This window comes from Enterobacter mori (genome assembly GCF_025244905.1).
Classification (GTDB): Bacteria; Pseudomonadota; Gammaproteobacteria; order Enterobacterales; family Enterobacteriaceae; genus Enterobacter; species Enterobacter mori_A.
In genome coordinates, this window is record NZ_CP104285.1 from 1,759,647 (window position 1) to 1,784,071 (window position 24,425).

The 24,425-nt window shown below is 55.2% G+C and carries 22 protein-coding genes; 11 read left to right on the forward strand and 11 right to left on the reverse strand.

Annotation, left to right across the window (positions count from 1 at the left end; all coding sequences use genetic code 11):
* Nucleotides 1–13: 13 nt before the first annotated feature.
* From ycfP to N2K86_RS08300, 3 genes are all read left to right on the forward strand, one after another.
* Complete coding sequence (gene ycfP / locus N2K86_RS08290; protein ID WP_260661113.1) at nucleotides 14–556, forward strand: alpha/beta hydrolase YcfP; 543 nt, start codon at nucleotides 14–16, stop codon at nucleotides 554–556.
* 235 nt (nucleotides 557–791) lie between these two features.
* Nucleotides 792–2,096, forward strand: a complete 1,305-nt coding sequence (locus tag N2K86_RS08295) for an NAD(P)/FAD-dependent oxidoreductase (RefSeq protein WP_260661114.1) — start codon at nucleotides 792–794, stop codon at nucleotides 2,094–2,096.
* A 193-nt stretch (nucleotides 2,097–2,289) separates the two neighbouring features.
* The gene (locus N2K86_RS08300) at nucleotides 2,290–2,829 is read left to right on the forward strand and encodes a glycine zipper 2TM domain-containing protein (protein ID WP_029485037.1); all 540 of its coding nucleotides are present in this window, start codon (nucleotides 2,290–2,292) and stop codon (nucleotides 2,827–2,829) included.
* A 59-nt stretch (nucleotides 2,830–2,888) separates the two neighbouring features.
* On the opposite strand, the gene comR is transcribed toward N2K86_RS08300, so the two are convergent.
* The gene (comR, locus tag N2K86_RS08305) at nucleotides 2,889–3,524 is read right to left on the reverse strand and encodes a TetR family copper-responsive transcriptional repressor ComR (protein ID WP_260661115.1); all 636 of its coding nucleotides are present in this window, start codon (nucleotides 3,522–3,524) and stop codon (nucleotides 2,889–2,891) included.
* A gap of 243 nt (nucleotides 3,525–3,767) precedes the next feature.
* Between comR and bhsA the strand changes: the two genes are divergently transcribed.
* The gene (gene bhsA / locus N2K86_RS08310; protein WP_006174713.1) at nucleotides 3,768–4,025 is read left to right on the forward strand and encodes a multiple stress resistance protein BhsA; all 258 of its coding nucleotides are present in this window, start codon (nucleotides 3,768–3,770) and stop codon (nucleotides 4,023–4,025) included.
* Between the two features lie 72 nt (nucleotides 4,026–4,097).
* On the opposite strand, the gene ldtC is transcribed toward bhsA, so the two are convergent.
* The 3 genes from ldtC to N2K86_RS08325 form a co-directional block, all read right to left on the reverse strand.
* On the reverse strand, nucleotides 4,098–5,063 hold the full coding sequence (ldtC, locus tag N2K86_RS08315) for a L,D-transpeptidase LdtC (RefSeq protein ID WP_260661646.1): 966 nt from the start codon (nucleotides 5,061–5,063) through the stop codon (nucleotides 4,098–4,100).
* A gap of 142 nt (nucleotides 5,064–5,205) precedes the next feature.
* Nucleotides 5,206–8,652, reverse strand: coding sequence for a transcription-repair coupling factor (gene mfd, locus N2K86_RS08320; RefSeq protein WP_260661116.1), 3,447 nt, complete (start codon nucleotides 8,650–8,652; stop codon nucleotides 5,206–5,208).
* A 149-nt stretch (nucleotides 8,653–8,801) separates the two neighbouring features.
* Entirely contained in the window at nucleotides 8,802–9,875 is a 1,074-nt protein-coding gene (locus N2K86_RS08325) for an acyltransferase family protein (RefSeq protein WP_260661117.1), read from the reverse strand.
* 257 nt (nucleotides 9,876–10,132) lie between these two features.
* Between N2K86_RS08325 and lolC the strand changes: the two genes are divergently transcribed.
* The 5 genes from lolC to cobB are packed head-to-tail and all read left to right on the forward strand — an operon-like array spanning nucleotide 10,133 to nucleotide 15,072.
* On the forward strand, nucleotides 10,133–11,332 hold the full coding sequence (gene lolC / locus N2K86_RS08330; RefSeq protein ID WP_260661118.1) for a lipoprotein-releasing ABC transporter permease subunit LolC: 1,200 nt from the start codon (nucleotides 10,133–10,135) through the stop codon (nucleotides 11,330–11,332).
* Complete coding sequence (gene lolD / locus N2K86_RS08335) at nucleotides 11,325–12,026, forward strand: lipoprotein-releasing ABC transporter ATP-binding protein LolD (protein ID WP_010429765.1); 702 nt, start codon at nucleotides 11,325–11,327, stop codon at nucleotides 12,024–12,026. The genes lolC and lolD overlap by 8 nt, the downstream gene beginning before the upstream one ends.
* The gene (gene lolE, locus N2K86_RS08340; protein ID WP_260661119.1) at nucleotides 12,026–13,270 is read left to right on the forward strand and encodes a lipoprotein-releasing ABC transporter permease subunit LolE; all 1,245 of its coding nucleotides are present in this window, start codon (nucleotides 12,026–12,028) and stop codon (nucleotides 13,268–13,270) included. The genes lolD and lolE overlap by 1 nt, the downstream gene beginning before the upstream one ends.
* A gap of 54 nt (nucleotides 13,271–13,324) precedes the next feature.
* Nucleotides 13,325–14,236, forward strand: coding sequence for an N-acetylglucosamine kinase (gene nagK, locus N2K86_RS08345; RefSeq protein WP_260661120.1), 912 nt, complete (start codon nucleotides 13,325–13,327; stop codon nucleotides 14,234–14,236).
* A gap of 14 nt (nucleotides 14,237–14,250) precedes the next feature.
* Complete coding sequence (gene cobB / locus N2K86_RS08350; protein ID WP_260661121.1) at nucleotides 14,251–15,072, forward strand: Sir2 family NAD+-dependent deacetylase; 822 nt, start codon at nucleotides 14,251–14,253, stop codon at nucleotides 15,070–15,072.
* Nucleotides 15,073–15,106: 34 nt separating this feature from the next.
* On the opposite strand, the gene potD is transcribed toward cobB, so the two are convergent.
* Genes potD through potA form a run of 4 tightly spaced genes read right to left on the reverse strand, consistent with a single transcriptional unit; the run spans nucleotide 15,107 to nucleotide 18,915 of the window.
* Nucleotides 15,107–16,141 (reverse strand): spermidine/putrescine ABC transporter substrate-binding protein PotD, encoded by a 1,035-nt coding sequence (potD, locus tag N2K86_RS08355; protein WP_126543729.1) that lies wholly within the window; start codon nucleotides 16,139–16,141, stop codon nucleotides 15,107–15,109.
* Nucleotides 16,138–16,929, reverse strand: a complete 792-nt coding sequence (gene potC / locus N2K86_RS08360) for a spermidine/putrescine ABC transporter permease PotC (protein WP_193939989.1) — start codon at nucleotides 16,927–16,929, stop codon at nucleotides 16,138–16,140. The genes potD and potC overlap by 4 nt, the downstream gene beginning before the upstream one ends.
* Nucleotides 16,926–17,783: a spermidine/putrescine ABC transporter permease PotB gene (gene potB / locus N2K86_RS08365; RefSeq protein ID WP_260661122.1), complete on the reverse strand. Its 858-nt coding sequence runs from the start codon at nucleotides 17,781–17,783 to the stop codon at nucleotides 16,926–16,928. Before potB ends, potC begins: the two co-directional genes overlap by 4 nt.
* On the reverse strand, nucleotides 17,767–18,915 hold the full coding sequence (potA, locus tag N2K86_RS08370) for a spermidine/putrescine ABC transporter ATP-binding protein PotA (protein ID WP_260661647.1): 1,149 nt from the start codon (nucleotides 18,913–18,915) through the stop codon (nucleotides 17,767–17,769). Before potA ends, potB begins: the two co-directional genes overlap by 17 nt.
* A 237-nt stretch (nucleotides 18,916–19,152) precedes the next feature.
* On the opposite strand from potA, the gene pepT reads away from it, so the two are divergent.
* Nucleotides 19,153–20,376: a peptidase T gene (gene pepT / locus N2K86_RS08375; protein WP_260661123.1), complete on the forward strand. Its 1,224-nt coding sequence runs from the start codon at nucleotides 19,153–19,155 to the stop codon at nucleotides 20,374–20,376.
* Nucleotides 20,377–20,471: 95 nt separating this feature from the next.
* Entirely contained in the window at nucleotides 20,472–20,963 is a 492-nt protein-coding gene (locus N2K86_RS08380) for an REP-associated tyrosine transposase (RefSeq protein WP_260661124.1), read from the forward strand.
* 90 nt (nucleotides 20,964–21,053) lie between these two features.
* On the opposite strand, the gene N2K86_RS08385 is transcribed toward N2K86_RS08380, so the two are convergent.
* The 3 genes from N2K86_RS08385 to phoP all read right to left on the reverse strand — a co-directional run bounded on the left by N2K86_RS08385 (nucleotide 21,054) and on the right by phoP (nucleotide 24,401).
* Complete coding sequence (locus tag N2K86_RS08385) at nucleotides 21,054–22,175, reverse strand: ribosomal protein uL16 3-hydroxylase (RefSeq protein WP_260661125.1); 1,122 nt, start codon at nucleotides 22,173–22,175, stop codon at nucleotides 21,054–21,056.
* Between the two features lie 91 nt (nucleotides 22,176–22,266).
* On the reverse strand, nucleotides 22,267–23,730 hold the full coding sequence (gene phoQ / locus N2K86_RS08390; RefSeq protein WP_211445989.1) for a two-component system sensor histidine kinase PhoQ: 1,464 nt from the start codon (nucleotides 23,728–23,730) through the stop codon (nucleotides 22,267–22,269).
* The gene (phoP, locus tag N2K86_RS08395) at nucleotides 23,730–24,401 is read right to left on the reverse strand and encodes a two-component system response regulator PhoP (RefSeq protein ID WP_042718899.1); all 672 of its coding nucleotides are present in this window, start codon (nucleotides 24,399–24,401) and stop codon (nucleotides 23,730–23,732) included. The genes phoQ and phoP overlap by 1 nt, the downstream gene beginning before the upstream one ends.
* Nucleotides 24,402–24,425 lie beyond the last annotated feature (24 nt).

Consider the following 24,425-nt stretch of genomic DNA (forward strand, 5'->3'; position numbering starts at 1 on the left):
TGGTGAGAAGACAATGATCATCTATTTACACGGTTTTGACTCAAACAGTCCTGGTAATCATGAGAAGGTGCTGCAGCTGCAGTTTATCGACCCGGATGTACGGCTGATCAGTTACAGTACGCGTCATCCGAAGCATGATATGCAGCATCTGCTCAAGGAAGTGGACAAGATGTTACAGCTCAACGTCGATGAACGTCCGCTGATCTGCGGCGTGGGGCTGGGGGGCTACTGGGCCGAACGCATTGGCTTCCTGTGCGACATCCGCCAGGTCGTGTTCAATCCCAACCTGTTCCCGAACGAGAACATGGAAGGTAAAATTGACCGCCCGGAAGAGTATGTCGACATTGCCACCAAGTGCGTGAGTAACTTCCGTGAGAAAAACCGCGATCGCTGTTTAGTGATCCTCTCGCGCCAGGATGAGGCACTGAACAGCAGCAGGGCGGCAGAACTGCTGCATCATTTCTATGAAATTGTCTGGGACGAGGAACAGACCCACAAGTTCAAGAATATCTCCCCGCATCTGCAGCGCATCAAAGCCTTCAAAACGCTGGGCTAAGCCACAGCCTGCCACCCGTAACCCGGTATGCGTTTGCGACCGGGTTTCTTTTTGTCCAGAATTGTCTACTTTTAAGCCATCAAAACTTGATGCATATCAATTTTGGTATGACCAATGCGCCTGACGTGTTATTCTCAATTCACCTGAATGGTTTCAGTGCTGTAACTTGTTGTTAATTAAGGGTTATTTTTATAACTTTTAGTTAACAATTGGTTAATAATTTGAGGGGGTCACGTTGACTACGCCATTGAAAAAGATAGTGATTGTAGGCGGTGGTGCTGGCGGGCTGGAGCTGGCCACACAGCTGGGTAAAAAGCTGGGTCGCGGCAAAAAAGCCAAAATTACGCTGGTGGATCGCAACCATAGCCACCTGTGGAAACCGCTGCTGCACGAAGTGGCGACCGGTTCGCTGGATGAGGGCGTCGATGCGCTGAGCTATCTGGCGCACGCGCGCAATCACCATTTCCAGTTCCAGCTGGGATCCGTGGTGGATATTAACCGTGAAAGCAAAACCATTACTCTGGCCGAACTGCGTGATGAAAAAGGCGAACTGCTGGTTCCTGAACGCAAGCTGGCGTATGACACGCTGGTGATGGCACTGGGCAGTACCTCTAACGACTTCAACACGCCGGGCGTGAAAGAGCACTGTATCTTCCTCGATAACCCGCACCAGGCGCGTCGTTTCCATCAGGAAATGCTAAACCTGTTCCTGAAGTACACCAGCAATATGGGTGCCAATGGCAAGGTGAACATTGCCATTGTCGGCGGCGGCGCGACGGGCGTAGAGTTGTCCGCTGAGCTGCACAACGCGGTGAAACAGCTGCACAGCTACGGTTACAAAGGGCTGACTAACGACGCGCTGAACGTGACGCTGGTTGAAGCCGGTGAACGCATTCTGCCTGCGCTGCCGCCACGTATTTCCGGTGCGGCGCACAATGAGCTCACCAAACTGGGCGTGCGGGTGCTGACGCAGACCATGGTGACCAGCGCTGACGAAGGCGGTCTGCATACCAAAGACGGCGAGTATATCAAAGCGGATCTGATGGTCTGGGCGGCGGGTATCAAAGCGCCTGACTTCATGAAAGAAATTGGCGGGCTGGAAACCAACCGCATTAACCAGCTGGTGACAGAGCCGACGCTGCAAACCACGCGTGACCCGGAAATCTTCGCTATTGGTGACTGTGCATCCTGCGCGCGCCCTGAAGGTGGGTTCGTGCCACCGCGTGCTCAGGCCGCTCACCAGATGGCGAGTCTGGTGCTGCACAACATCCTCGCGCAGTACAAAGGGAAGCCGATGAAGTCGTATGTCTATAAAGACCACGGTTCACTGGTGTCACTGTCTAACTTCTCCACCGTGGGTAGCCTGATGGGTAACCTGATGCGCGGCTCCATGATGGTAGAAGGGCGAATTGCACGCTTCGTGTATATCTCCCTTTACCGTATGCATCAGATTGCACTGCACGGCTACTTCAAAACCGGTCTGATGATGCTGGTCGGCCGAATCAACCGCGTCATCCGCCCACGCCTGAAGCTGCACTGATATTTCTCTCCCTCCGGGCCATCCGGAGGGGTTTTTTAGCATTTCATGCTGTGCATCACACTTTGCGTGCTTAAGAGTTCTCTCAAACACGATATATCTCCCCCTGACGCCCATTTTTTAATCCTTTGTCTTATTGGCGAGGACAGACCCCTGTTGCAAAATAGTTTCCAATAGCAACAAAGGAGGAAGTCCCGTGAATAAATCAATGTTGGCGGGTATAGGGATTGGCGTCGCTGCTGCGCTAGGTGTGGCTGCCGTAGCCGGTCTCAACGTACTTGATCGTGGCCCGCAGTATGCGCAGGTCGTTTCCGCTACTCCGATTAAAGAAACCGTGAAAACCCCTCGTCAGGAGTGTCGTAACGTCTCCGTGACTCACCGTCGTCCGGTGCAGGATGAAAACCGCATTGCCGGTTCAGTTCTTGGTGCCGTAGCCGGTGGCGTGATTGGTCATCAGTTTGGTGGCGGGCGAGGCAAAGATGTGGCGACGGTCGTGGGTGCGCTGGGTGGCGGCTATGCCGGTAACCAGGTGCAGGGCGCGATGCAGGACAACGACACGTACACCACTACGCAGCAGCGCTGCAAAACCGTTTATGACAAGTCCGAAAAAATGCTGGGCTATGACGTAACTTACAAAATTGGCGACCAGCAGGGCAAAATCCGCATGGATAAAGACCCTGGCACCCAGATCCCTCTGGACAACAATGGTCAGCTGGTACTGAACAACAAAGTGTAAAAAAGATGTTCTCTGAACTTAGCTCCTCATGCGCTCAGGCTGAGGAGCTTTTTTTTGCCTTAAAGCTTAAGCAGTTCAGGCCACAGACGCAGCGTGGTTTGCGTAATACCCTGCAGTTTTTCAAGCGTAGCCCCTTCACGGGCGCTGATGGACATACCCTGTAGAATGCAGCTCAGGTATTGCGCCAGTTCCTGCGGGCGGCAGTGCGCCGGGATTTCACCCCGCTGCTGCCGCTGGGCCAGAAACGTACTTAACGTCTCCTCCTGCATGGCATGGCGTGATTTCACCGTATTGGCAATCTCTTTAGACGAAGCAGCAAGCGTGGCGGAGGTGTTGATCATAAAACAGCCCGCGGGTGTGTCTTTGCTGGTAAAGCAGGTCGCGACGGCACAGAAATAGTCCTGCAACGCCTGCTCAACGCTTTTCTCTTCGCAAAAAAGCTGCGCTTCGTGTTTTGCCGCAAAGCGCGAGATGTATCTGTCCAGCACTGCCCTGAACAGACCCTCTTTATTGGTAAATTCCGCATACAGCGTGGGTGCCTTGGCACCGGTCGCTTCTACCAGATCGGAAAGCGAGGTTGCTTCGTACCCATGTTGCCAGAAGAGTGTCATGGCCTTATCGAGCGCCGCATCCCTGTCGAACACTTTTGGTCGGCCACGGCTTTTCTTTGCGCAACTCGTGACTTCGGTTGTCATTTGCCGTTGGTCCTCAGTTGGTTTGTTGAATGACCATTATAAAAATAAACCCATCCCGAGACCAGAGTAGTTTGCTTAAAAATAAATTAATCATATGGGTATGAAAATTAACGAAAATAAAATTAATTTAACGGTCGTTATAAAAACATGTTGACGTGTGAGCTGGATCACATCTATCATTTACCTATCGATCGTTAAGTAAATAACTTACGACGCCCAATTCATCTGCCTAAAGGTAATATCATGAAAAACGTAAAAACCCTGATCGCTGCTGCTGTACTTAGCTCACTCTCTTTCGCAAGCTTCGCCGCTGTAGAAGTACAATCTACTCCTGCTGACCAACAAAAAGTGGGTACCATCTCTGCAAACGCGGGGACAAACCTGGGCTCTCTGGAAGATCAACTGGCGCAGAAAGCGGATGAGATGGGGGCGAAATCGTTCCGTATCACCTCAGTGACCGGCCCTAACACCCTGCACGGTACTGCTGTTATTTATAAATAAGCCCGGCTAAACCCTCATTTATGCCACTGCTATAAAAAACGCCCTGCATTTGCAGGGCGTTTTTTTTGGTACTTACATTGACTGCGGAGTGGCATCTCCATGTCGCGTGACGTCGATTGGCATTCCTGACCGGGCTTCCATCGCGCGCTCCATCACCACGCTATCGGTGTTCGTATTTGATTTAAAGCTCACCATCGCAGCATTCAGTGGAATGGGCAGCGTCTGCGGATCGTCACCGAGGTGTTTTGATAATGGCTGGTGAATTTCAACCAGCCGTACGCCGCCAGGCTCTTCCGAGGCCTTAATCGGCGTGTTGATAATATTCACTTTTGTGCCCGGCGTAATCACGCTGTAGAGGGTCTTGATGTCGTCATCGCGCAGACGAATACAGCCGGAACTGACGCGCATACCGATGCCGAAATCCGCATTCGTTCCATGCAGCAGATAAACCCCACCATATGCCGCGAGGCGGATCGCGTGATGACCCATTGGGTTGTCCGGGCCCGCTGGCACGACTGCAGGCAGATCGATCCCCTGAGCTTTATAGCGTGCGCGAATATTTGCCGTGGGTGTCCAGGTTGGGTTAGCACGTTTATCCGACACGGTAGTGACCATGGTTGGCGTCAGTGTGTCGCCGCCCAGTTGGCCGATACCGATAGGGTAAACGGTCACTTCTTTTTTACCCGGCGGATAATAGTAAAGTCGAAGCTCGGCAAGGTTAATCACGATCCCCTGGCGCGGTGCATCAGGAAGAATGGTCTGAAGCGGGATCGTCAGCACGCTGCCAGCGCGCGGCACGTAAGGATCGACACCGGGGTTGGCCTGCAGCAAGGCCAGAAAGCCGACGTTATATTTTTTGGCAATGGCCTCCAGCGAACCCCCGTTATCTTCAACGACATGAAAACGGTTTTGCCCGACAACGTTGCTGCCAGGGGGGGGAAGGGGCCAGGTGTTTGCGCGAGCAGGTAGCGCAACGGCTACCGTAGCGGCAAGCGCAAGCAGGGTGATCCAGCGAGTGAAACGCGAAGCGGTCATCATCATAATCCGTATAAATGATAAGGTTATTGTTTTATAAAGAGTTAAGGATAATTATGGCGAACAGGTGTGTCGGGAAGATCGGGTGAAGTGCAAAGAGTTTGTAAATTGTCCCCCGTTAGCCAGGCGCTAACGGGGGAGAAGATTACGCGATAGCGTTCTCTTCAAGCTGGCGCATAAAGTTGCGCACCCAGTCCATGCGGGTTTTGCGTTCTGTCAGTTCCTGAGTAAAACGCAGTCGCGTCGGGCCGTCCAGGCGGAAGTGCTGCGGCTGTTTTTGCAGCAAACCAATCAACCACATCGGATCGACATGGTTTTTTTCCGCGAACTCAATCACGCCGCCTTTTTCATTTCCTTCGAGCTTACGAATGCCCAGCTTTTGCGCCTGCTGACGGAGTCGCGCAATATCCAGCAGATTTCGCGCGGCATCCGGCAGCAGCCCAAAGCGGTCGATCAGCTCTACCTTAATCTCTTCCAGCTCGTTTTCTTTTTTCGCGCTGGCGATACGTTTGTAGAATGACAGACGGGTATTCACATCAGGAATGAAATCATCTGGCAGCAGAGAAGGCATACGCAATTCCACCTCGGTTTGCTGGCTGGTTAAATCTTCCAGCGACGGCTCGCGTCCGGCTTTCAACGCATCGACGGCATTTTCCAGCAGCTCCATATAGAGCGAGAAGCCGATGGTCTCCATCGAGCCGCTCTGGTCTTCACCCAGCAGTTCACCGGCACCGCGGATCTCGAGATCATGTGTCGCCAGCGCAAAGCCTGCGCCAAGGTCTTCCAGCGAGGCAATGGCTTCCAGACGTTTTTGCGCGTCGGTGGTCATCGCTTTCGGATGTGGCGTCAGCAGCCAGGCGTAGGCCTGATGGTGCGAACGCCCGACGCGCCCGCGCAGCTGGTGCAGCTGTGCCAGGCCAAAGTGATCCGCGCGTTCGATAATAATCGTGTTCGCAGTCGGGATATCAATACCGGTTTCAATGATGGTTGTACACACCAGCACGTTGAAGCGCTGGTGGTGGAAATCATTCATCACCCGCTCCAGCTCGCGCTCGCGCATCTGCCCGTGACCGATGGCTATACGCGCTTCCGGCACCAGCTCGGCCAGCCTGTCCGCCGCTTTCTGAATGTTTTCCACGTCGTTGTAGAGATAGTACACCTGACCGCCACGCAGCACTTCACGCAGGATCGCTTCGCGCACCACCAGATTGTCATACTCGCGGACAAAGGTTTTTACCGCCAGACGGCGCGCCGGTGGCGTCGCGATAATCGACAGATCGCGCATGCCGCTCATCGCCATGTTCAGCGTGCGCGGAATTGGCGTTGCGGTCAGGGTCAGAATATCGACGTCGGCACGCATCGCTTTGATGCGCTCTTTATGACGTACCCCGAAGCGGTGCTCTTCGTCGACGATCAGCAGCCCCAAATCTTTCCACTTCACGTCGCTTTGCAGCAGCTTGTGGGTGCCGATCAGAATATCGATTTTGCCTTCACTGGCCTGTTCCAGAATTTGCGTCTGCTCTTTGGCGCTGCGAAAACGTGAAAGCATCTCGATACGCACCGGCCAGTTGGCAAAGCGGTCGCGGAAGTTGTCGAAGTGCTGCTGGGCAAGCAGGGTAGTGGGAACCAGCACCGCCACCTGCTTGTTGTTCTCCACGGCCAGAAAGGCGGCGCGCATGGCGACTTCAGTTTTACCGAAGCCCACATCACCGCACACTAAGCGGTCCATCGCCAGCGGCTGACACATGTCGCTCAGCACCGCGTTAATGGCCTGCGCCTGATCCGGTGTGGTTTCAAACGGGAAGCTGTCGCAGAACAGCTGATACTGCTCTTTATCATGCTTAAACGCATAACCTTCTTTGGCCGCACGCTGGGCGTAGATGTCCAGCAGCTCGGCCGCCACGTCGCGCACTTTCTCCGCCGCCTTCTGGCGCGCGCGCGCCCAGGCGTCACCGCCCAGCTTGTGCAGCGGCGCATTATCTTCGGCACCGCCTGCATAGCGGCTGATCAGGTGCAGGGACGAGACCGGCACATAGAGTTTGGCGTCGTTGGCATAGGTCAGCATCAGGTATTCACCTTTGATGCCGCCCGCTTCAAGAGTGGTCATCCCCTGGTAGCGTCCGACGCCGTGCTCGAGGTGAACTATCGGCTGGCCGGGATGCAGTTCGGCCAGGTTGCGGATCAGCGTGTCCGGGTTGATGGTGCGACGGCTATCCTGACGGCGACGCGCCACGCGCTCGCCGAGAAGGTCGCTTTCGCAAATCAGCGCCACGTTATTGAGCGTGTCGATAAATCCATGCTCAGCGGCACCGATCATCAGATAGCGGCCCGTTCCGGTGGCGTCGTCCAGCCGCAAAATACGCTTTGGCGCGATCTTAATGCGGCCAAGCAGTTCGCCTAACGCTTCGCGACGACCTTCACTTTCAACGGAGAACACCACCGGCCCGGTAAAGGATTCCAGAAACTTGCGCAGTTTATCCAGCGGGGATTTTTGCTGCGCCTGAATGGAGAGATCCGGCAGCGTCTGGAACGCCAGATTGGTATTGGCCGCTTTATCCGCCAGCGAGTCGGTTCTGAGCTGCATGCGCGGCCAGCGCTTCAGTTCGGCGTTGAGCTCGTCGGTGCGCAGCCAAAGCGTTTCCGGCGGCAGCAGTGGACGCATCGGATCCACGCCACGGTTCTCGAAGCGAGCGCGGGTTTCGCTTTCAAAGCGGCTGGCGCTGGCGTCAATATCCCCGGTGTTTACAATCAGCGTGTTTGCCGGGAAGTAGCTGAACAGGGCGGGCAGCGGCTCGTTGAAGAACAGCGGTTGCCAGTATTCGATCCCGGCAGGCAGCGTGCCTTTGCTGACCTGCTGATAAATGTGCTCGGCATCACGCTTCACGTCGAACCTGTCGCGCCACTGGCTGCGGAACAGCTCGATAGCGGTTTTGTCCGTCGGGAATTCATGTGCAGGAAGCAGGTTGATGGATTCTACTTCTTCCAGCGTGCGCTGCGTGTCGGCGTCGAACACGCGCAGGCTGTCGATTTCATCATCAAAGAAATCCAGGCGATACGGCTGGTCACTGCCCATTGGGTAAAGATCGAGCAGCGCGCCGCGGGTGGCGTATTCCCCGTGCTCCATCACCTGATCCACATGGCGATAACCGGCACCGTCAAGCTGCGCGCGCAGGGCATCACGCGACAGGCGCTGGCCTTTTTTCATCACCAGCGCGTGACCGTGCAGATAGCTGTGCGGGCAGACGCGCTGCATCAGCGTATTGACCGGCACAATTAATACGCCGCGCTGCATGGTCGGAAGTTGATACAGCGTTGACAGGCGTGAAGAGATGATCTCCTGATGCGGGGAGAAGCTGTCATACGGCAGCGTTTCCCAGTCAGCCAGGCTGGACACCAGGCTATCGGTAAATTGACGGATTTCGTCATGCAGGCGCAGGGCATTTTGCATATCCGGAGCAACCAGTACCACCGGGCCGGGATGGCGCTCAGCGATTTCTGCCACCAGCGTGGCGCACGCCGCGCCCGTGAGTTCGCCCAGCTGGCGTTGGTCGCCTGCTTTGACAGGCAAGGTAAAGCGATAGTGTTCAGGCATGGCTATGTCAGAGTCTCTTATGGATATACCAACAGTATTGGGGCATATCACTGATACGCAATGTCTTTATTATCCTCGATCGTTTTGCATTAGCAAATCGTAAGCGTATGGAAGGCAATTCGCCCCCTGAAAAGGGGGCGGAGAGGACATCAACGGGTCGCAGTTGACGGGGAGAGCGTAGCGGGTGGCGAGAAAAAGACATCGCCAAAGAGAGCGGTGGAAATCTTGCGTATGCCAAGTCCTACAAGGGTGCAGACCAGCAGGCTGACGAACGGATAGACCAGAATCAGCGTTAACTCGGCCCATATCGGCCAGTACGCGGCATTCATTTCACCAATCAGGAACAGGCTGAATGCCTCTATTAAAATGCGATGCGTGGTGTAAATCGCAATGGTATTCGAACCCACCACATTCAGCAGGTTTCCGGGATGGACGGCATAACGTTGCTCAACGCTGTAGAAAAGCTTCATGATCAGCACAATCGACAGCAGGGAGAGCGGGAGAGGAACGTTTGCAAACCACAGCACCACGGACACCGCTCCGAACGCGACCACCGCCAGCCAGACGCGACGTATCTCCAGCCCCTTCATCCAGGCCATAAGCTGTGCACCGTACCACGCGCCCAGGCTGTAGTAGATCATATTACGCACGACGCTGTTCATTCCCCACCACGGCAGAGGCAGGAAGTTAATGGCAATGCTCGCCAGCGCCAGCAGGCCCAGAACAGGCAGTTTCCAGCGGCTCAGCAGTTTGCACAGTGTGAAATAGACCACTAGGGCATACAGATACCACAGGCTAGTGCTGGCAGTGAGCATACCCAGAATAAAGCCCGAGACAGAGTCGGCGTAGGCCGCATTTGAGGAGGTTGCCAGTTCACGTTCCGGTGCGAGCCAGGCATTGAGGTGGGTCAGCGCCTGCCACTGCAGTATTCCCCATAGCGCCAGCACCCAGACGATGCTCCAGATGCGCTTGTCGAGGCTGGTGCGCCAGTCCACTTCATCAATGTATCGGCGGATCAGAAAGCCGGAGATAAAGAAGAACACCGGCATGCGGAACGGAGCGAGATACAGGTTAAAATAGACCCAGCATTTGGCGAGAAGCCCTGACAGCGGATGCTGCAGCCCGCTGAGATGAGGATAAAAGGTGATGACCGAGTGGTAAATCACCACCAGGCAGATGCACAGCCCCTTTATCTGATTAATCCATAATGCTTTTTGTTTCATCGGTAACCAATACCTGTTTTGCCATAAACGAACGGGCAATTGTTCTAAAATGGCAGTGAGATGTAACGGGTAACTGTCTGTATCGGGACGTTTTTCGGAAAAGGTGGAGGGTGTGCAGAGAAGAAACCGAAAGTACCACCCTGATTTATCTGAGTTTTTCGGAAAAATGATTACCAAAGCTTACGGTTTCAGTCATTTACGCTTAACGGATTCGCTTATATACTCGTGGGTCTGCTATCAGCAAACAGACGGATTTCATGTATCAACCTGTCGCACTCTTCATAGGCTTACGTTACATGCGTGGGCGCGCCGCGGACCGCTTCGGTCGCTTTGTCTCCTGGCTTTCGACTATTGGCATTACGCTTGGCGTGATGGCACTGGTGACGGTGCTTTCCGTCATGAACGGCTTTGAGCGCGAGCTGCAAAACAATATCCTGGGGCTGATGCCGCAGGCCGTTCTCTCCTCAACCAACGGTTCCGTAAACCCGCAACAGCTGCCGGAAAGCGCAGCGAAGTTACAGGGTGTCACGCGCGTTGCGCCATTAACCACCGGCGATGTCGTGCTGCAAAGCGCCCGTAGCGTGGCGGTCGGCGTCATGCTGGGGATTGATCCAGTCCAAAACGATCCGTTGACGCCGTATCTGGTTAACGTAAAGCAATCCGATCTGCAGCCCGGTAAATACAACGTCATCCTCGGCGAACAGCTTGCCGGGCAGCTCGGCGTCAACCGTGGCGATCAGCTACGCGTGATGGTGCCGTCTGCCAGCCAGTTTACGCCGATGGGCCGCCTGCCAAGCCAGCGCCTGTTCAACGTGATAGGTACCTTTGCCGCCAACAGCGAAGTCGACGGCTATCAGATGCTGGTAAACATTCAGGATGCATCGCGCCTGATGCGCTACCCTGCAGGGAATATCACCGGCTGGCGCCTGTGGCTCGATCAGCCGCTCAAGGTCGATACCCTCAGCCAGCAAACGCTGCCGGAAGGCACCAAATGGCAGGACTGGCGTGACCGTAAAGGCGAACTGTTCCAGGCTGTGCGCATGGAAAAAAACATGATGGGGCTGCTGTTGAGCCTGATCGTCGCCGTGGCGGCATTTAACATCATCACCTCGCTGGGCCTGATGGTGATGGAGAAGCAGGGTGAAGTCGCCATTCTGCAAACCCAGGGGCTCACGCCGCGCCAGATCATGGCGGTATTTATGGTTCAGGGGGCAAGCGCAGGCATCATCGGCGCGCTGCTCGGTGCCGTGCTCGGCGCACTGCTTGCCAGCCAGCTTAATAACTTAATGCCGATCATCGGCGCGCTGCTTGATGGCGCGGCGCTTCCGGTGGCTATCGAGCCGCTGCAGGTGGTCGGGATTGCGCTGGCCGCGATGGCCATTGCGCTGCTTTCTACGCTTTATCCTTCCTGGCGCGCTGCCGCCACTCAACCCGCTGAGGCTTTACGTTATGAATAAGATCCTGTTGCAATGCGACAACCTGTCCAAACGCTATCAGGAAGGCACTGTGCAGACCGACGTGCTGCACAATGTGAGCTTTAGCGTGGGCGAAGGCGAGATGATGGCGATTGTCGGCAGCTCCGGCTCAGGCAAAAGTACGCTGCTGCATCTGCTGGGCGGGCTGGATACGCCAACTGAAGGTGACGTGATCTTCTCCGGCCAGCCGATGAGCAAAATGTCCTCCGCCGCGAAAGCCGAGCTGCGTAACCGCGAGCTGGGTTTTATCTACCAGTTCCACCACCTGCTGCCGGACTTCACGGCGCTGGAAAACGTGGCGATGCCGCTGCTGATTGGCAAAAAGAAACCGGCAGAAATTAACGCCCGCGCCAGCGATATGCTGAAAGCGGTAGGGCTCGGCCATCGCGGTAATCACCGCCCGTCGGAGCTTTCCGGCGGCGAGCGTCAGCGCGTGGCGATTGCCCGTGCGCTGGTCAACAATCCGCGTCTGGTGCTGGCGGATGAGCCTACCGGTAACCTCGACGCGCGTAATGCGGACAGTATCTTCCAGCTTCTGGGCGAGCTGAACGCCTCGCAGGGCACCGCGTTTCTGGTGGTGACCCACGATCTGCAGCTGGCAAAACGCATGGGGCGCCAGCTTGAGATGCGCGACGGCCATCTGAACGCGGAACTGACCCTGATGGGAGCAGAGTAATGGCGTCACCGTTATCGCTACTCATCGGTTTACGTTTTAGCCGCGGTCGCCGTCGCGGCGGCATGGTGTCGCTTATCTCCGTGATCTCCACCATCGGTATTGCGCTGGGCGTGGCGGTGCTGATTGTCGGCTTAAGCGCCATGAACGGCTTCGAGCGCGAGCTGAACAACCGCATTCTGGCTGTGGTGCCGCACGGGGAGATCGAACCGGTCAACCAGCCGTGGAGCAACTGGAGCGATGCGCTCGCTAAAGTGGAAAAAGTACCGGGCATTGCCGCGGCCGCGCCCTACATTAACTTCACCGGGCTGGTGGAGAGCGGGGTAAACCTGCGCGCCATCCAGGTGAAAGGGGTTAACCCGGCCCAGGAAGAACGCCTGAGCGCGTTGCCGAACTATGTGCAGAACGGCGCGTGGGCCAACTTCAAGGCTGGCGAGCAGCAGATCATCATGGGTAAAGGCGTTGCAGATGCCCTGAAGGTGAAGCAGGGCGACTGGGTGTCGATCATGATCCCGAACGCCAGCGCCGATCACAAACTGCAGCAGCCGAAACGCGTGCGCCTGCACGTCTCCGGTATTCTTCAGTTGAGCGGTCAGCTTGACCATAGCTTTGCGATGGTGCCGATGGAGGATGCGCGGCAGTATCTCGACATGGGCGACAGCGTGACGGGCATTGCCATTAAGGTGAACGACGTCTTTAACGCCAACAAACTTGTGCGTGATGCGGGCAGCGTGACCAATAACTATGTCTACATCAAAAGCTGGATCGGCACTTACGGGTATATGTACCGTGATATCCAGATGATCCGCGCCATTATGTATCTGGCGATGGTGCTGGTGATTGGTGTAGCGTGCTTTAATATCGTCTCGACGCTGGTGATGGCGGTCAAGGACAAGAGCGGCGACATCGCCGTGCTGCGTACCCTCGGGGCGAAAGACGGCCTTATTCGCGCCATCTTCGTCTGGTACGGTTTGCTGGCGGGGCTGTTCGGTAGCCTGTGCGGCGTGGTGATTGGCGTGGTGGTTTCCCTGCAGCTGACCCCAATCATCAACGGGATTGAAAAGCTTATCGGCCACCAGTTCCTGTCGGGTGATATCTATTTTATTGACTTCCTGCCGTCTGAACTGCACTGGCTGGATGTTTTTTATGTGCTGGTTACAGCACTTTTACTGAGTCTGCTGGCAAGCTGGTATCCGGCACGTCGCGCAAGCCGAATTGATCCGGCGAGGGTACTAAGTGGCCAGTAATTTCGTCATGGTTTAGCGGTCTTTAGGCCGCTGGATCAAGCAGAGGAATGCATCATGTATTACGGATTTGATATTGGCGGCACCAAGATTGCGCTCGGCGTGTTTGATAAAGACCTCAAACTGCAGTGGGAAACCCGCGTTCCCACGCCGCGCGAAAGCTACGATGAATTTTTAACAGCCATTGCCGCGCTGGTGGCGCAAGCCGATGAACGCTTTGGTGTGAAAGGCAGCGTCGGCATTGGTATTCCGGGCATGCCCGAAACCGACGATGGCACGCTGTATGCCGCCAATGTTCCCGCCGCCAGCGGTAAACCGCTGCGCGCCGATCTCTCTGCCCTCCTTGAACGCGACGTGCGTTTAGATAACGATGCCAACTGTTTTGCCCTCTCCGAAGCCTGGGACGATGAGTTCCGTCGGTATCCACTGGTGATGGGGCTGATCCTCGGTACCGGCGTCGGCGGGGGTATTGTGATCAACGGTAAGCCGATTACCGGGCGCAGCTACATCACCGGCGAGTTCGGTCACATCCGTCTGCCGGTGGATGCGCTGGATGTCGTCGGGCGTGATTTTCCACTGACCCGCTGCGGCTGCGGCCAGCACGGCTGTATTGAGAACTACCTCTCCGGCCGCGGGTTTGCATGGCTTTACGAACACTTCTATCATCAGAAACTTGAGGCCCCTCAAATCATTACTCTGTGGGAGCAAGGAGATGCGCAGGCGCGTGAGCACGTAGAGCGCTATCTTGATCTGCTGGCGGTGTGTCTGGGAAATATTCTCACCATCGTCGACCCGGATCTGCTGGTGATCGGGGGAGGGCTTTCAAACTTTACCGCGATTACGGAACGGCTGTCCGGGCGTTTGCCCCGACATTTATTGCCGGTTGCCCGCGTGCCGCGTATTGAACGCGCGCGACACGGGGACGCAGGAGGCATGCGCGGAGCCGCATTCCTTCATCTCACCGATTAGTTTACGAGGTCTTTATGCTGTCGCGTCGCCAGGGTCGACTCAGCCGTTTTCGCAAAAACAAACGCCGCTTACGAGAGCGCTTGCGCCAGCGGATCTTTTTCAGAGACAGAATAATGCCAGAAGCGATGGATAAACCCAGAGTGGTGGTACTGACCGGGGCGGGGATCTCCGCCGAGTCAGGAATTCAAACCTTCCGTGCGGCAGACGGGCTGTGGGAAGAGCACCGCGTCGAGGACGTGGCGACGCCGGAAGGCTTTGCCCGCGATCCGGATCTCGTGCAGGCGTTTTACAACGCTCGCCGTCGTCAGCTTCAGCAGCCTGAGATTGCGCCGAACGCGGCGCATCTGGCGCTGGCTAAGCTGGAAGAGGTGCTGGGGGATCGTTTTCTGCTGGTGACGCAGAATATTGATAACCTGCACGAGCGGGCGGGTAACAAAAACATCATCCACATGCACGGCGAGCTGCTCAAGGTTCGCTGCGCCTGGAGCGGTCAGGTGCTGGACTGGAAAGAGGACGTGCTGCCTGAAGACAAATGCCATTGCTGTCAGTTTCCTGCGCGTTTACGCCCGCACGTGGTGTGGTTCGGCGAAATGCCGCTGGGCATGGATGAGATCTACAGCGCGCTGGCGATGGCGGACGTGTTCATTGCCATCGGCACCTCCGGCCACGTCTATCCGGCGGCGGGATTTGTTCACGAGGCTAAACTCCAGGGCGCGCATACGGTAGAGCTTAATCTTGAGCCGAGCCAGGTAGGCAGTGAGTTTGAAGAGAAGCACTATGGTCTGGCAAGTGAAGTGGTGCCAGCTTTTGTGGATAAGCTCCTGAAGGGGCTGTAGTTGTGACGGGCGACATCGCGTCGCCCGTCATATCTCAACGACCTGCTTTTAACTTCTGATAATACTCTTCATAAAGACGGCTCGCGTCACCGACGTCGTTCTGCCATTCGCCTTTGCTGACGGTATCAGCATCAGGGTACAGCGATTTATCATTTGCGACTTCAGGGCTTAATAGTTTACGCGCAGCCAGGTTTGGCGTCGGGTAGCCGATGGTTTCAGCCACCTGTTTCGCCACGTCGGGGCGCAGCAGGAAGTTAATCAGCTTCAGCGCGCCGTCCACGTTTTTCGCGTTGGCCGGAATCGACAGACTATCCATCCAGAAGATCCCGCCCTCTTTCGGCCAGACGATCTCCAGCGGCGTACCGGCCTGGCGGGCAACATACGCGGAGCCATTCCATACCATCCCCAGATTCACTTCGCCTTCCATATACGGGTTTGCCGGGTTATCAGAGTTGAATGCCGCCACGTTAGGCATCAGCTTTTTCAGCTCGTTGTAGGCCGCTTCGATCTCCTTAGGATCTGTCGTGTTGCCAGAGTAGCCGAGTTTACGCAGCGCTATCTGGAACACCTCACGCGCATCGTCGGTTAACAGCAGGCTACCTTTGTATTCCGGTTTCCACAGATCGGCCCAGCCGGTAACCGTTTTCGGATCGATAGCATCGCTGTTCACGCCAATCGCTGTCGCACCCCAAATGTAAGGAATGGAATAGTCGTTGTTCGGGTCGAACGGCTTGTTAAGCATTTCCGGGTCGAGATTACCGAAGTTGGTCAGCTTCGTTTTATCGATCTTCTGGATCATCCCCTCTTTGCGCATTTTGTCGACAAAGTAGGTGGAAGGCACGACCAGATCGTACGCGCCGTCTTTGTAGGTTTTCAGCTTGGCGTACATGGTTTCATTCGACTCATAGGTCGAGTAGATAACCTTGATGCCCGTCTCTTTGGTGAACTGTTCCAGTAGCCCAGGCGGCACGTATTCGGTCCAGTTGTAGAAGTAGAGCGTTTTGCTGTCATCAGCGTGCGCGGCACCCATGCCAAGCACCAGCGCCGCAGCGGCGAGCATTTTTTTCATTTCATTGTCCCCTGAGATTTTGTTTTGTCACGAGCAATAACCTGGCTGGCAATCACCAGAACCAGCGATAACACCAGCAGAATGGTCGCCAGCGCGTTCACCTCAGGTGAGACGCCGACTTTCACCATTGAATAGATCTTCAACGGCAGAATTTCATAGCTCGGCCCGGTCACGAAGGAGGAGACCACCACGTCATCCATCGACAGAGTAAAGCTGAGTAGCCATCCGGCCGCCACGGCAGGCATTGCCAGCGGCAGGATGATTTTACGCAGGATGGTCATCTCGCTGGCACCCAGATCCTTCGCCGCCTCCAGCATGCGTACGTCGAACCCTTTCAGACGCGCGAAGACTGTCACCACCACAAACGGCAGGCAGAAGGTGATATGCGAGAACAGCAGCGACCAGAAGCCAAGCTGTACGCCCAGCAGCATAAATAGCACCAGCAGCGAAATGGCCATGACGATATCCGGCGACATCATCACCACAAACAGCATGCCGCTAACGAACGGTTTGCCGCGAAAGCGATAGCGGTAGAGCGCTACGGCGGTGAGGGAGCCAATCAGCGTCGCGAAGGTGGCGGAGACGATCGCCATCGTCAGCGAGTGCTGAGCGGCCTGCAGCAGGCTGTCGTTGTTCATCAGCAGGCTGTACCAGTTGGTGGTAAAGCCCTGCCAGTTAATCCCGAACCGCGAGCTGTTGAATGAGTTCACGATCAAAATAACGATCGGGATATAAAGATAGGCGTAAATGGCGGTCATAAAACCGCCGCGAAGCAATCGACCGATCATTCGAGCTCCACCTTTTTATTCAGCAGGCGCGAGGCGCGCCAGTAGACCAGCAGCATCAGGCCCATCACCACCGTCAGCGTAATGCTGGTGGCCGAGCCGAACGGCCAGTCGCGTATGTTGAGGAACTGACTCTTGATCACGTTACCGATCAGCAGGTTTTTCGCGCCACCCATCAGATCCGACACATAGAACAAGCCCATCGCCGGGAGCATCACCAGCAGACAGCCCGCAATAATTCCGGGCATCGTCAGCGGAATAATGATGCGGATAAAGGTCTGCAGCTTACTGGCACCCAGATCTCTCGCCGCTTCCAGCAGCGGTTTATCCAGCTTCTCGATGCTGGAGTAGAGCGGCATCACCATAAACGGCAGCAGGATATAGACCAGACCCACAATCACCGCGCTCGGGGTAAACATGATGCGGATTGGCGTATCAATCACCCCCAGCCACAGCAGAAACTCGTTGAGGTAGCCTTTAGTGCTGAGGAAGATTTTCAGCCCGTAGATACGGATTAACGAGTTGGTCCAGAAAGGAACAATCAGTAAAAACAGCAGCAGAGGACGCACCTTTTGCGGCAGACCCGCGAGGAACCATGCGAAAGGATAACCCAGCACCAGACAGGCGAGGGTGGCAATCAGCGCCATATTGAGCGAGTGCAGCAGCACGTCAAAATAGAGCGGATCGAGCAGGCGCGCGTAGTTGTCCAGCGTAAAGACCAGCTTAACGAAGTTAGCGTCGTCGCGGGTCAGGAAGCTGGTAGCGATGATCATCAGGTTGGGTAAAAAGACAAACAGCACAAGCCAACCGACGATCGTGGCGATCACCACATTCTGGAATTTACTTGTGTTCTTCATCAGCCAGCACAACCTCCCAGCTTTCTACCCAGTTGATAACCATTTTCTGGTCAAGGGAGTGGTCGAAGTCCGGGTCATCTTCGTTAAAGAACTCGCTGACCATTACCATTTTGCCATTCTCCAGCTCGACGACAGACTCCAGCGTCATCCCTTTGTAGTTGCGCTCGCGGATATAGCCGATTAACCCTTCGGCCTCGGCATTGCCGTGAATTTCCTCGACGCGCAGATCTTCCGGGCGCAGCAGGACGTTAAGCTTTTGTCCCTTTTCAACGGGGAAATTCACCGTGATAGCGCACTCGCGACCTTCGACGCTGGCGCGCACGCGCTGGTCGTCCAGGCGTTCAATCACTGTGGCGTCGAAGATATTGATCTCACCGATGAAGCTGGCGACAAACAGGTTTTTGGGCTCTTCGTAGATTTCGCGCGGCGTGCCGTCCTGCTCGATTTTTCCGTCACGCATCACCACGATGCGGTCGGACATGGTCAGGGCTTCTTCCTGGTCATGGGTCACAAAAACAAAGGTAATACCCAGCTTACGCTGTAAGGCTTTTAATTCGTTCTGCATCTGCTTGCGCAGCTTATAATCCAGCGCGGAGAGGGATTCATCCAGCAGGAGCAGACGCGGCTTGTTGACCACGGCGCGGGCGATGGCCACACGCTGCTGCTGGCCGCCGGAAAGCTGATGGGGTTTACGCTGGGCAAACTCTTCCAGTTGCACCATCCGCAGGGCTTCGGTGACGCGCGGTGGGATCTCAGTGGCCGGTGTTTTTTGCATCCGCAGGCCAAACGCGACGTTCTCAAACACGGTCATGTGCGGGAACAGGGCGTAGCTTTGAAAGACGGTATTGACGTGTCTGTCTTCTGCGGGAACCTGAGTAATGTCCTGATTCTCAAGATGGATATGGCCGTTATCAACGCTTTCAAGTCCGGCGATAAGGCGCAGTACGGTGGTTTTGCCGCAGCCAGAGGGGCCAAGCAGCGTCAGAAACTCACCGTCATTGATGGTGAGAGTGAGGTCGGAAATAACGTCTTTACCATCAAAACTTTTACGAATTCGTTCCAGTTGCACCAGCGGTGAACGTGAACGGGATTGTGTATTCAATTTTTGCGCTGTCCCATATAGACGCCTCAGGCAGCAGACCGAAGCGGGGTTTGTGTGTAACCACCTTGGTGACTCGTAATGAGGGCGGACATTCTACGGCAATCGCCTGCAATCGCCAATCCTTGTCACTGATTCATAAGCTACATTTATAAACACAACATGACATAAACGAAAAAAGTTCTCGTTTGCGGGATAAAAGTGACCTGACGCAATATTTGCGTTTTGATGCTTATTGATAATGTTGTCACAAAAAGTGAGGGTGACTGCATGGATAAATTACTTGAGCGTTTTTTACAGTACGTTTCGCTGGATACCCAATCTAAACCGGGTGTTCGCCAGGTGCCGAGCACCGAAGGCCAGTGGAAGTTGTTAAACCTGCTTAAAGAGCAGCTTGACGCCATGGGGCTGGTCAACGTTACGTTAAGCGAAAAAGGCACTGTGATGGGAACGCTGCCTGCCAATGTCGACGGGGATATCCCGGCGATTGGCTTCATCTCCCATGTCGACACCTCTCCGGATTTTAGCGGTAAACATGTGAACCCGCAGATTGTTGAAAACTACCGCGGCGGCGATATTGCGCTGGGTATCGGCGATGAAGTGCTCTCGCCGGTGATGTTCCCGGTTTTACACCAGCTGTTAGGCCAGACGCTGATCACCACTGACGGCAAAACGCTGCTGGGGGCGGATGACAAGGCGGGCATTGCGGAGATCATGACGGCGCTGGCGGTGCTGAAAGGCAAAAATATTCCGCACGGTGATATCCGCGTGGCCTTTACGCCGGATGAAGAGGTGGGCAAGGGCGCAAAACATTTCGACGTCGAGGCCTTCAATGCGAAGTGGGCCTATACCGTTGACGGCGGTGGCGTCGGTGAACTCGAGTATGAGAACTTCAACGCTGCGTCGGTAACGATCAAGATTGTGGGGAACAACGTTCACCCAGGCTCCGCGAAAGGTGTGATGGTGAATGCGCTGTCGCTGGCGTCGCGTATTCATGCTGAAGTTCCGGCGGAAGAGAGCCCTGAAATGACGGAAGGGTATGAAGGTTTCTATCACCTGACCAGTATCAAAGGCACCGTGGACAGCGCGCAGATGCACTACATCGTTCGCGATTTCGACCGCAAGGCCTTTGAAGCGCGCAAGCGTAAGATGATGGAGATCGCGAAGAAGGTGGGGAAGGGCCTGCATCCTGACTGCTATATTGAGCTCATCATCGAAGACAGCTATTACAATATGCGTGAGAAGGTGATGGAGCATCCGCATATCCTCGACATCGCTCAGCAGGCCATGCGTGACTGTGATATTGAACCGGTTTTAAAACCGATTCGTGGCGGTACCGACGGTTCTCAGCTCTCGTTTATGGGGCTGCCGTGCCCGAACCTGTTTACCGGTGGCTACAACTATCACGGTAAGCATGAGTTTGTGACGCTTGAAGGGATGGAAAAAGCGGTGAAGGTGATAGTGCGGATAGCGGAACTTACCGCTAAAGGCTAAAAAACGCCCGGTGGCGCTGCGCTTACCGGGCCTACGATCAGAATGTAGGCCGGGTAAGGCGCAGCCGCCACCCGGCATTAAGGCAAGGAATGCCCATGTCAAACTATCGTCGCCATTACGCCCCCGGTGGCACCTGGTTTTTCACCGTCAACCTGCAAAACCGTCAGAGCGATTTGCTTACCCGCCATATCGATAGCCTGCGTTCCGCCACCTCAACGGTTAAACGCGCAAAGCCGTTCACGATCAACGCGTGGGTTATCCTTCCCGAACATATGCACTGTATCTGGACCTTACCGGAAGGCGACAGCGACTTTTCGGCACGCTGGCGGGATATCAAAAAAACGTTTAGCCGCAACATCGATATGCGCCATATCTGGCAGCCAAGATTCTGGGAACACACTATCCGTAACGAAGAGGACTATTTGCGGCATGTGGATTACATTTACATCAATCCGGTTAAGCACGGCTATGTGGGTAAAGTCAGCGACTGGCCGTATTCAACGTTTCATCGCGATGTGGCTGAAGGGTTGTATCCGGTGAATTGGGCGGGAGAGATCGAGGATTTTGCGGCAGGTGAGCGGAAGTGAAAAGCCGGGTGGCGGCTACGCCTTACCCTGCCTACAAAAGCGCGATCCCGTAGGCCCGGTAAGCGAAGCGCCACCGGGCACTAAAGCGACTCAGTCCTCAAAAAACCAATACCCGCTGTTGACCAGCGCGGCCAGCATCGCGAGGAATGACGGGTCTTCCAGAGCGTCGCCAAACGTTTCGGCGTGCAACACCTGATGGCTGGCGATGGCTTCCAGCGCCGGACGGTGCGGAGAGTCCAGCTTTTCGCCGTTCACGAAGACATCTTCACCAATGCGCAGCACGCGTAACCCACCGAGGCGAACCAGCTTGTCACCCTGCTGCAGGGCATCATAAATCTCGTCAGCTTGATAAGGCGGCTCCGGTGGTGCAACGTCCAGTTCATGACGTGACTGGCTGATAAACTCGCCAAACCACTGACGGAAATGCTCCGGCTCGTTGATCAGATCCAGCATCATGCCGCGCAGCTTATCAAGCTCTTCCGGCAGGATGTCAGCTGGGTGTTCACGCGATGGCACGTCCGGGTCGCTGTAGCGATAGCTGCCCAACTCGCGTTGCAGAACGTAGTCGGCAAATCCGCTGATCATCTCGCGGCCGCTTGGCGCGCGGAACCCCACGGAGTAGTTAAGCGAGTTTTCCAGGGAGTAGCCTTCGTGCGGGAATCCCGGCGGAATGTAGAGAATATCACCCGGCTCCAGCTCTTCGTCGATAATCCCCTCAAACGGATCCACCTGAAGCAGGTCCGGATGCGGACAGTGCTGTTTCATCGGCACTTTGTCGCCCACGCGCCAGCGACGGCGGCCGGTACCCTGAATGATAAACACGTCGTACTGATCCAGATGCGGGCCAACGCCGCCACCGGGCACGGAGAAGGAGATCATCAGGTCGTCCATTCGCCAGTCGGGCAGGGCGCGGAACGGGCGCATCAAGGCGGCGGTAGGCTCATGCCAGTTGTTGACCGCCTGCACCAGTAAAGACCAGTTATTTTCACCCAGGTGATCGTAGCTTTCGAAAGGACCGTGGCTAACCTGCCATTTTCCCTCTTGGTGGCTGACCAGGCGGCTGTCGACTTCATTTTCCATGGCCAGACCGGCCAGCTCGTCAGGGGAGATAGGGTCGACAAAATTGCTGAACCCGCGTTTAAGAACCACCGGGCGTTTTTGCCAGTAGCGCTCGATAAACTCGGGCCAGTTAAGTGCTAAGTGATATTCCATATTTTTTTATTCCGCAGGCTCTTATTGAGTCGGATTATAACGGAAGCTCAGGAGCCTGAGTGCGAGATCCGCGCATTTTTCACATAACGGGTCAAGTATCGTTCGATGTGGGATGTTGGCGGCCAAAAATAGCCTCCATTCGCGCACCGCCCAGTAAGCTTTCACCCGTTTCAATTTTGCCATCGTACTGATCGACAATCTCCCGGGCGACGGCTAACCCTACTCCCTGACCCGGACGCAGCGTATCGGCGCGTTGACCCCGGTCAAACACCACTTCTCGTTTATTGCGTGGAATGCCGGGCCCGTCGTCTTCAACTATGATGTGCAGCTCGTTATCCGTCTGACGCGCGGACACTTCCACAAACTCCAGGCAGTATTTACAGGCGTTATCGAGCAGGTTACCCATCACTTCCATGAAATCATTTTTCTCGCCCACGAAGCTGATTTCCGGCGAGATATCGAGGCTGATGTTCACCCCTTTACGCTGATACACCTTGTTCAGCGCGGAAGTGAGGTTGTCCAGTAAAGGTGCCACCGGATGCAGCTCGCGGCTCAATAACGCACTTCCTGAACGCATGCTGGCGCGATGGAGATAATAGCCAATTTGCTGCGAGATACGGCTGATTTGCTCGAGCATCACAGGCTCTGCATCATCAACGCTGAGCGTTGAGCTACGCATGGAACGCAGCGTGCTCTGCATGACCGCCAGCGGCGTCTTAAGGCTGTGCGTCAGGTCCGTGAGCGTGGTGCGGTATTTATCATAGCGTTCGCGCTCGCTTTTCAGCAGGCGGTTAAGATTACGCACCAGGCTGGTGAGTTCGCGCGTGGTTTCCGGGTTGAGCTTTTCACGATGATGTTCTTCCAGTTCGCGAACCTCTTTGGCCAGTGATTCGATCGGGCGCAAACTCCACCATGCTGCGACCCACAGCAGAGGGATAACCAGCAGAAGATTGGCGGCCAGAACATACACGAACCAACTCCAGACCATGTAAGAACGTTTAAGCTCAACCGGAATGGTGTCGATCACCACGATGGTCAGTTGCGGCATGTTCATGGTAGCTGGATAGAGATTTATGGCGACGGAGTGGGTCATCTCCGTGTCGTCGTCATCCTCGCGTATCTCATTCAGCTTTTGCTGAAGGGCGCGATCGTCATGCAGCAATGCGCTGGTTGAATTGAGATCGGCCTCAATCTCATGAAAACCATTCGTCCTGAGCCATTCCGGCCGAATGCGTTTTTTCAACCAGGGGACGTCGCGCTGAGCCCACAGCAGTTTGCCTTTTTCATCATAAATTAACGCCAGCGTTGGGCTTTGCTGGTTGAGATGCTCAGGCATATCCACGGTAATGTGGTTATCTTCCCACTTCGCCAGGGTATAAAACAGGTTACTTTCGCCGCGTAACAGACGAAAGGTTGTTTTGTCGAAGCTCACGCTATACCCGACCAGCGCCACTATCCCATAGGAAAGAGAAAGCACCAGCACCACGGCTGCGGTTGCCAGCAGAAAGCGCACCCGCAGCGAAAGGGGCAGAAAGTGTCGTGAGATCCCTTTCATTAGCGTAATTCGAACAGGTAACCCTGACCACGGACCGTGGTGATCACGTCCTGCGGGTATTGCGCCTGAATTTTTTTGCGCAAACGTCCCATCAGCACGTCAATGGTGTGGCTCTCCCGTAGCTCGGCATCCGGGTAAAGCTGGAGCATTAAGGAATCCTTGCTCACCACTTTGCCGTTATTACGGATAAGCGTCTCCATAATGGTGTACTCGAACGCCGTCAGCTTGATTACTTCATTGTTGATGGAAAATTCGCGGCGGGAAAGATCAACCTGGAATGGCGGAAGGGAGATAACCTGCGAGGCATGACCGCTGTTGCGACGTAACAGCGCCTGCATGCGCGCAGCGACTTCTTCGATATGAAACGGCTTCGTCACGTAGTCGTCCGCACCCGCGCTGAGCACTTCCACTTTATCCTGCCAGCCTTCACGGGCGGTCAGGACCAGCACCGGCAGAGAGACGTCATGGCTGCGCCAACGACGGATCAGCGAGAGACCGTCTTCATCCGGTAAGCCTAAATCGACAATGGCGATATCCGGCAGGTGTTCATTGAGATAATAATCGGCTTCTTTTGCATCTTCAGCATCGTCCACCTGATGTCCCATCTCCTGAAGCTGAACTTTCAGGTGATGACGTAGCAATGCGTTATCCTCAACAACCAGTACGCGCATCATCTCTTCTCCCTAAATATTTGG

What these genes read in the sequence shown, in the direction of transcription:
- N2K86_RS08325 (WP_260661117.1), bottom strand. Translation starts at nt 9,875, where the DNA reads ATGAAACAAAAAGCATTATGGATTAATCAGATAAAGGGGCTGTGCATC.
- bhsA (WP_006174713.1), top strand. Translation starts at nt 3,768, where the DNA reads ATGAAAAACGTAAAAACCCTGATCGCTGCTGCTGTACTTAGCTCACTC.
- lolE (WP_260661119.1), top strand. Translation starts at nt 12,026, where the DNA reads ATGGCGTCACCGTTATCGCTACTCATCGGTTTACGTTTTAGCCGCGGT.
- lolC (WP_260661118.1), top strand. Translation starts at nt 10,133, where the DNA reads ATGTATCAACCTGTCGCACTCTTCATAGGCTTACGTTACATGCGTGGG.
- N2K86_RS08380 (WP_260661124.1), top strand. Translation starts at nt 20,472, where the DNA reads ATGTCAAACTATCGTCGCCATTACGCCCCCGGTGGCACCTGGTTTTTC.
- mfd (WP_260661116.1), bottom strand. Translation starts at nt 8,652, where the DNA reads ATGCCTGAACACTATCGCTTTACCTTGCCTGTCAAAGCAGGCGACCAA.
- cobB (WP_260661121.1), top strand. Translation starts at nt 14,251, where the DNA reads ATGCTGTCGCGTCGCCAGGGTCGACTCAGCCGTTTTCGCAAAAACAAA.
- ldtC (WP_260661646.1), bottom strand. Translation starts at nt 5,063, where the DNA reads ATGATGACCGCTTCGCGTTTCACTCGCTGGATCACCCTGCTTGCGCTT.
- potD (WP_126543729.1), bottom strand. Translation starts at nt 16,141, where the DNA reads ATGAAAAAAATGCTCGCCGCTGCGGCGCTGGTGCTTGGCATGGGTGCC.
- potB (WP_260661122.1), bottom strand. Translation starts at nt 17,783, where the DNA reads ATGAAGAACACAAGTAAATTCCAGAATGTGGTGATCGCCACGATCGTC.
- phoQ (WP_211445989.1), bottom strand. Translation starts at nt 23,730, where the DNA reads ATGAAAGGGATCTCACGACACTTTCTGCCCCTTTCGCTGCGGGTGCGC.
- ycfP (WP_260661113.1), top strand. Translation starts at nt 14, where the DNA reads ATGATCATCTATTTACACGGTTTTGACTCAAACAGTCCTGGTAATCAT.
- comR (WP_260661115.1), bottom strand. Translation starts at nt 3,524, where the DNA reads ATGACAACCGAAGTCACGAGTTGCGCAAAGAAAAGCCGTGGCCGACCA.
- potC (WP_193939989.1), bottom strand. Translation starts at nt 16,929, where the DNA reads ATGATCGGTCGATTGCTTCGCGGCGGTTTTATGACCGCCATTTACGCC.
- N2K86_RS08385 (WP_260661125.1), bottom strand. Translation starts at nt 22,175, where the DNA reads ATGGAATATCACTTAGCACTTAACTGGCCCGAGTTTATCGAGCGCTAC.
- lolD (WP_010429765.1), top strand. Translation starts at nt 11,325, where the DNA reads ATGAATAAGATCCTGTTGCAATGCGACAACCTGTCCAAACGCTATCAG.
- pepT (WP_260661123.1), top strand. Translation starts at nt 19,153, where the DNA reads ATGGATAAATTACTTGAGCGTTTTTTACAGTACGTTTCGCTGGATACC.
- phoP (WP_042718899.1), bottom strand. Translation starts at nt 24,401, where the DNA reads ATGCGCGTACTGGTTGTTGAGGATAACGCATTGCTACGTCATCACCTG.
- nagK (WP_260661120.1), top strand. Translation starts at nt 13,325, where the DNA reads ATGTATTACGGATTTGATATTGGCGGCACCAAGATTGCGCTCGGCGTG.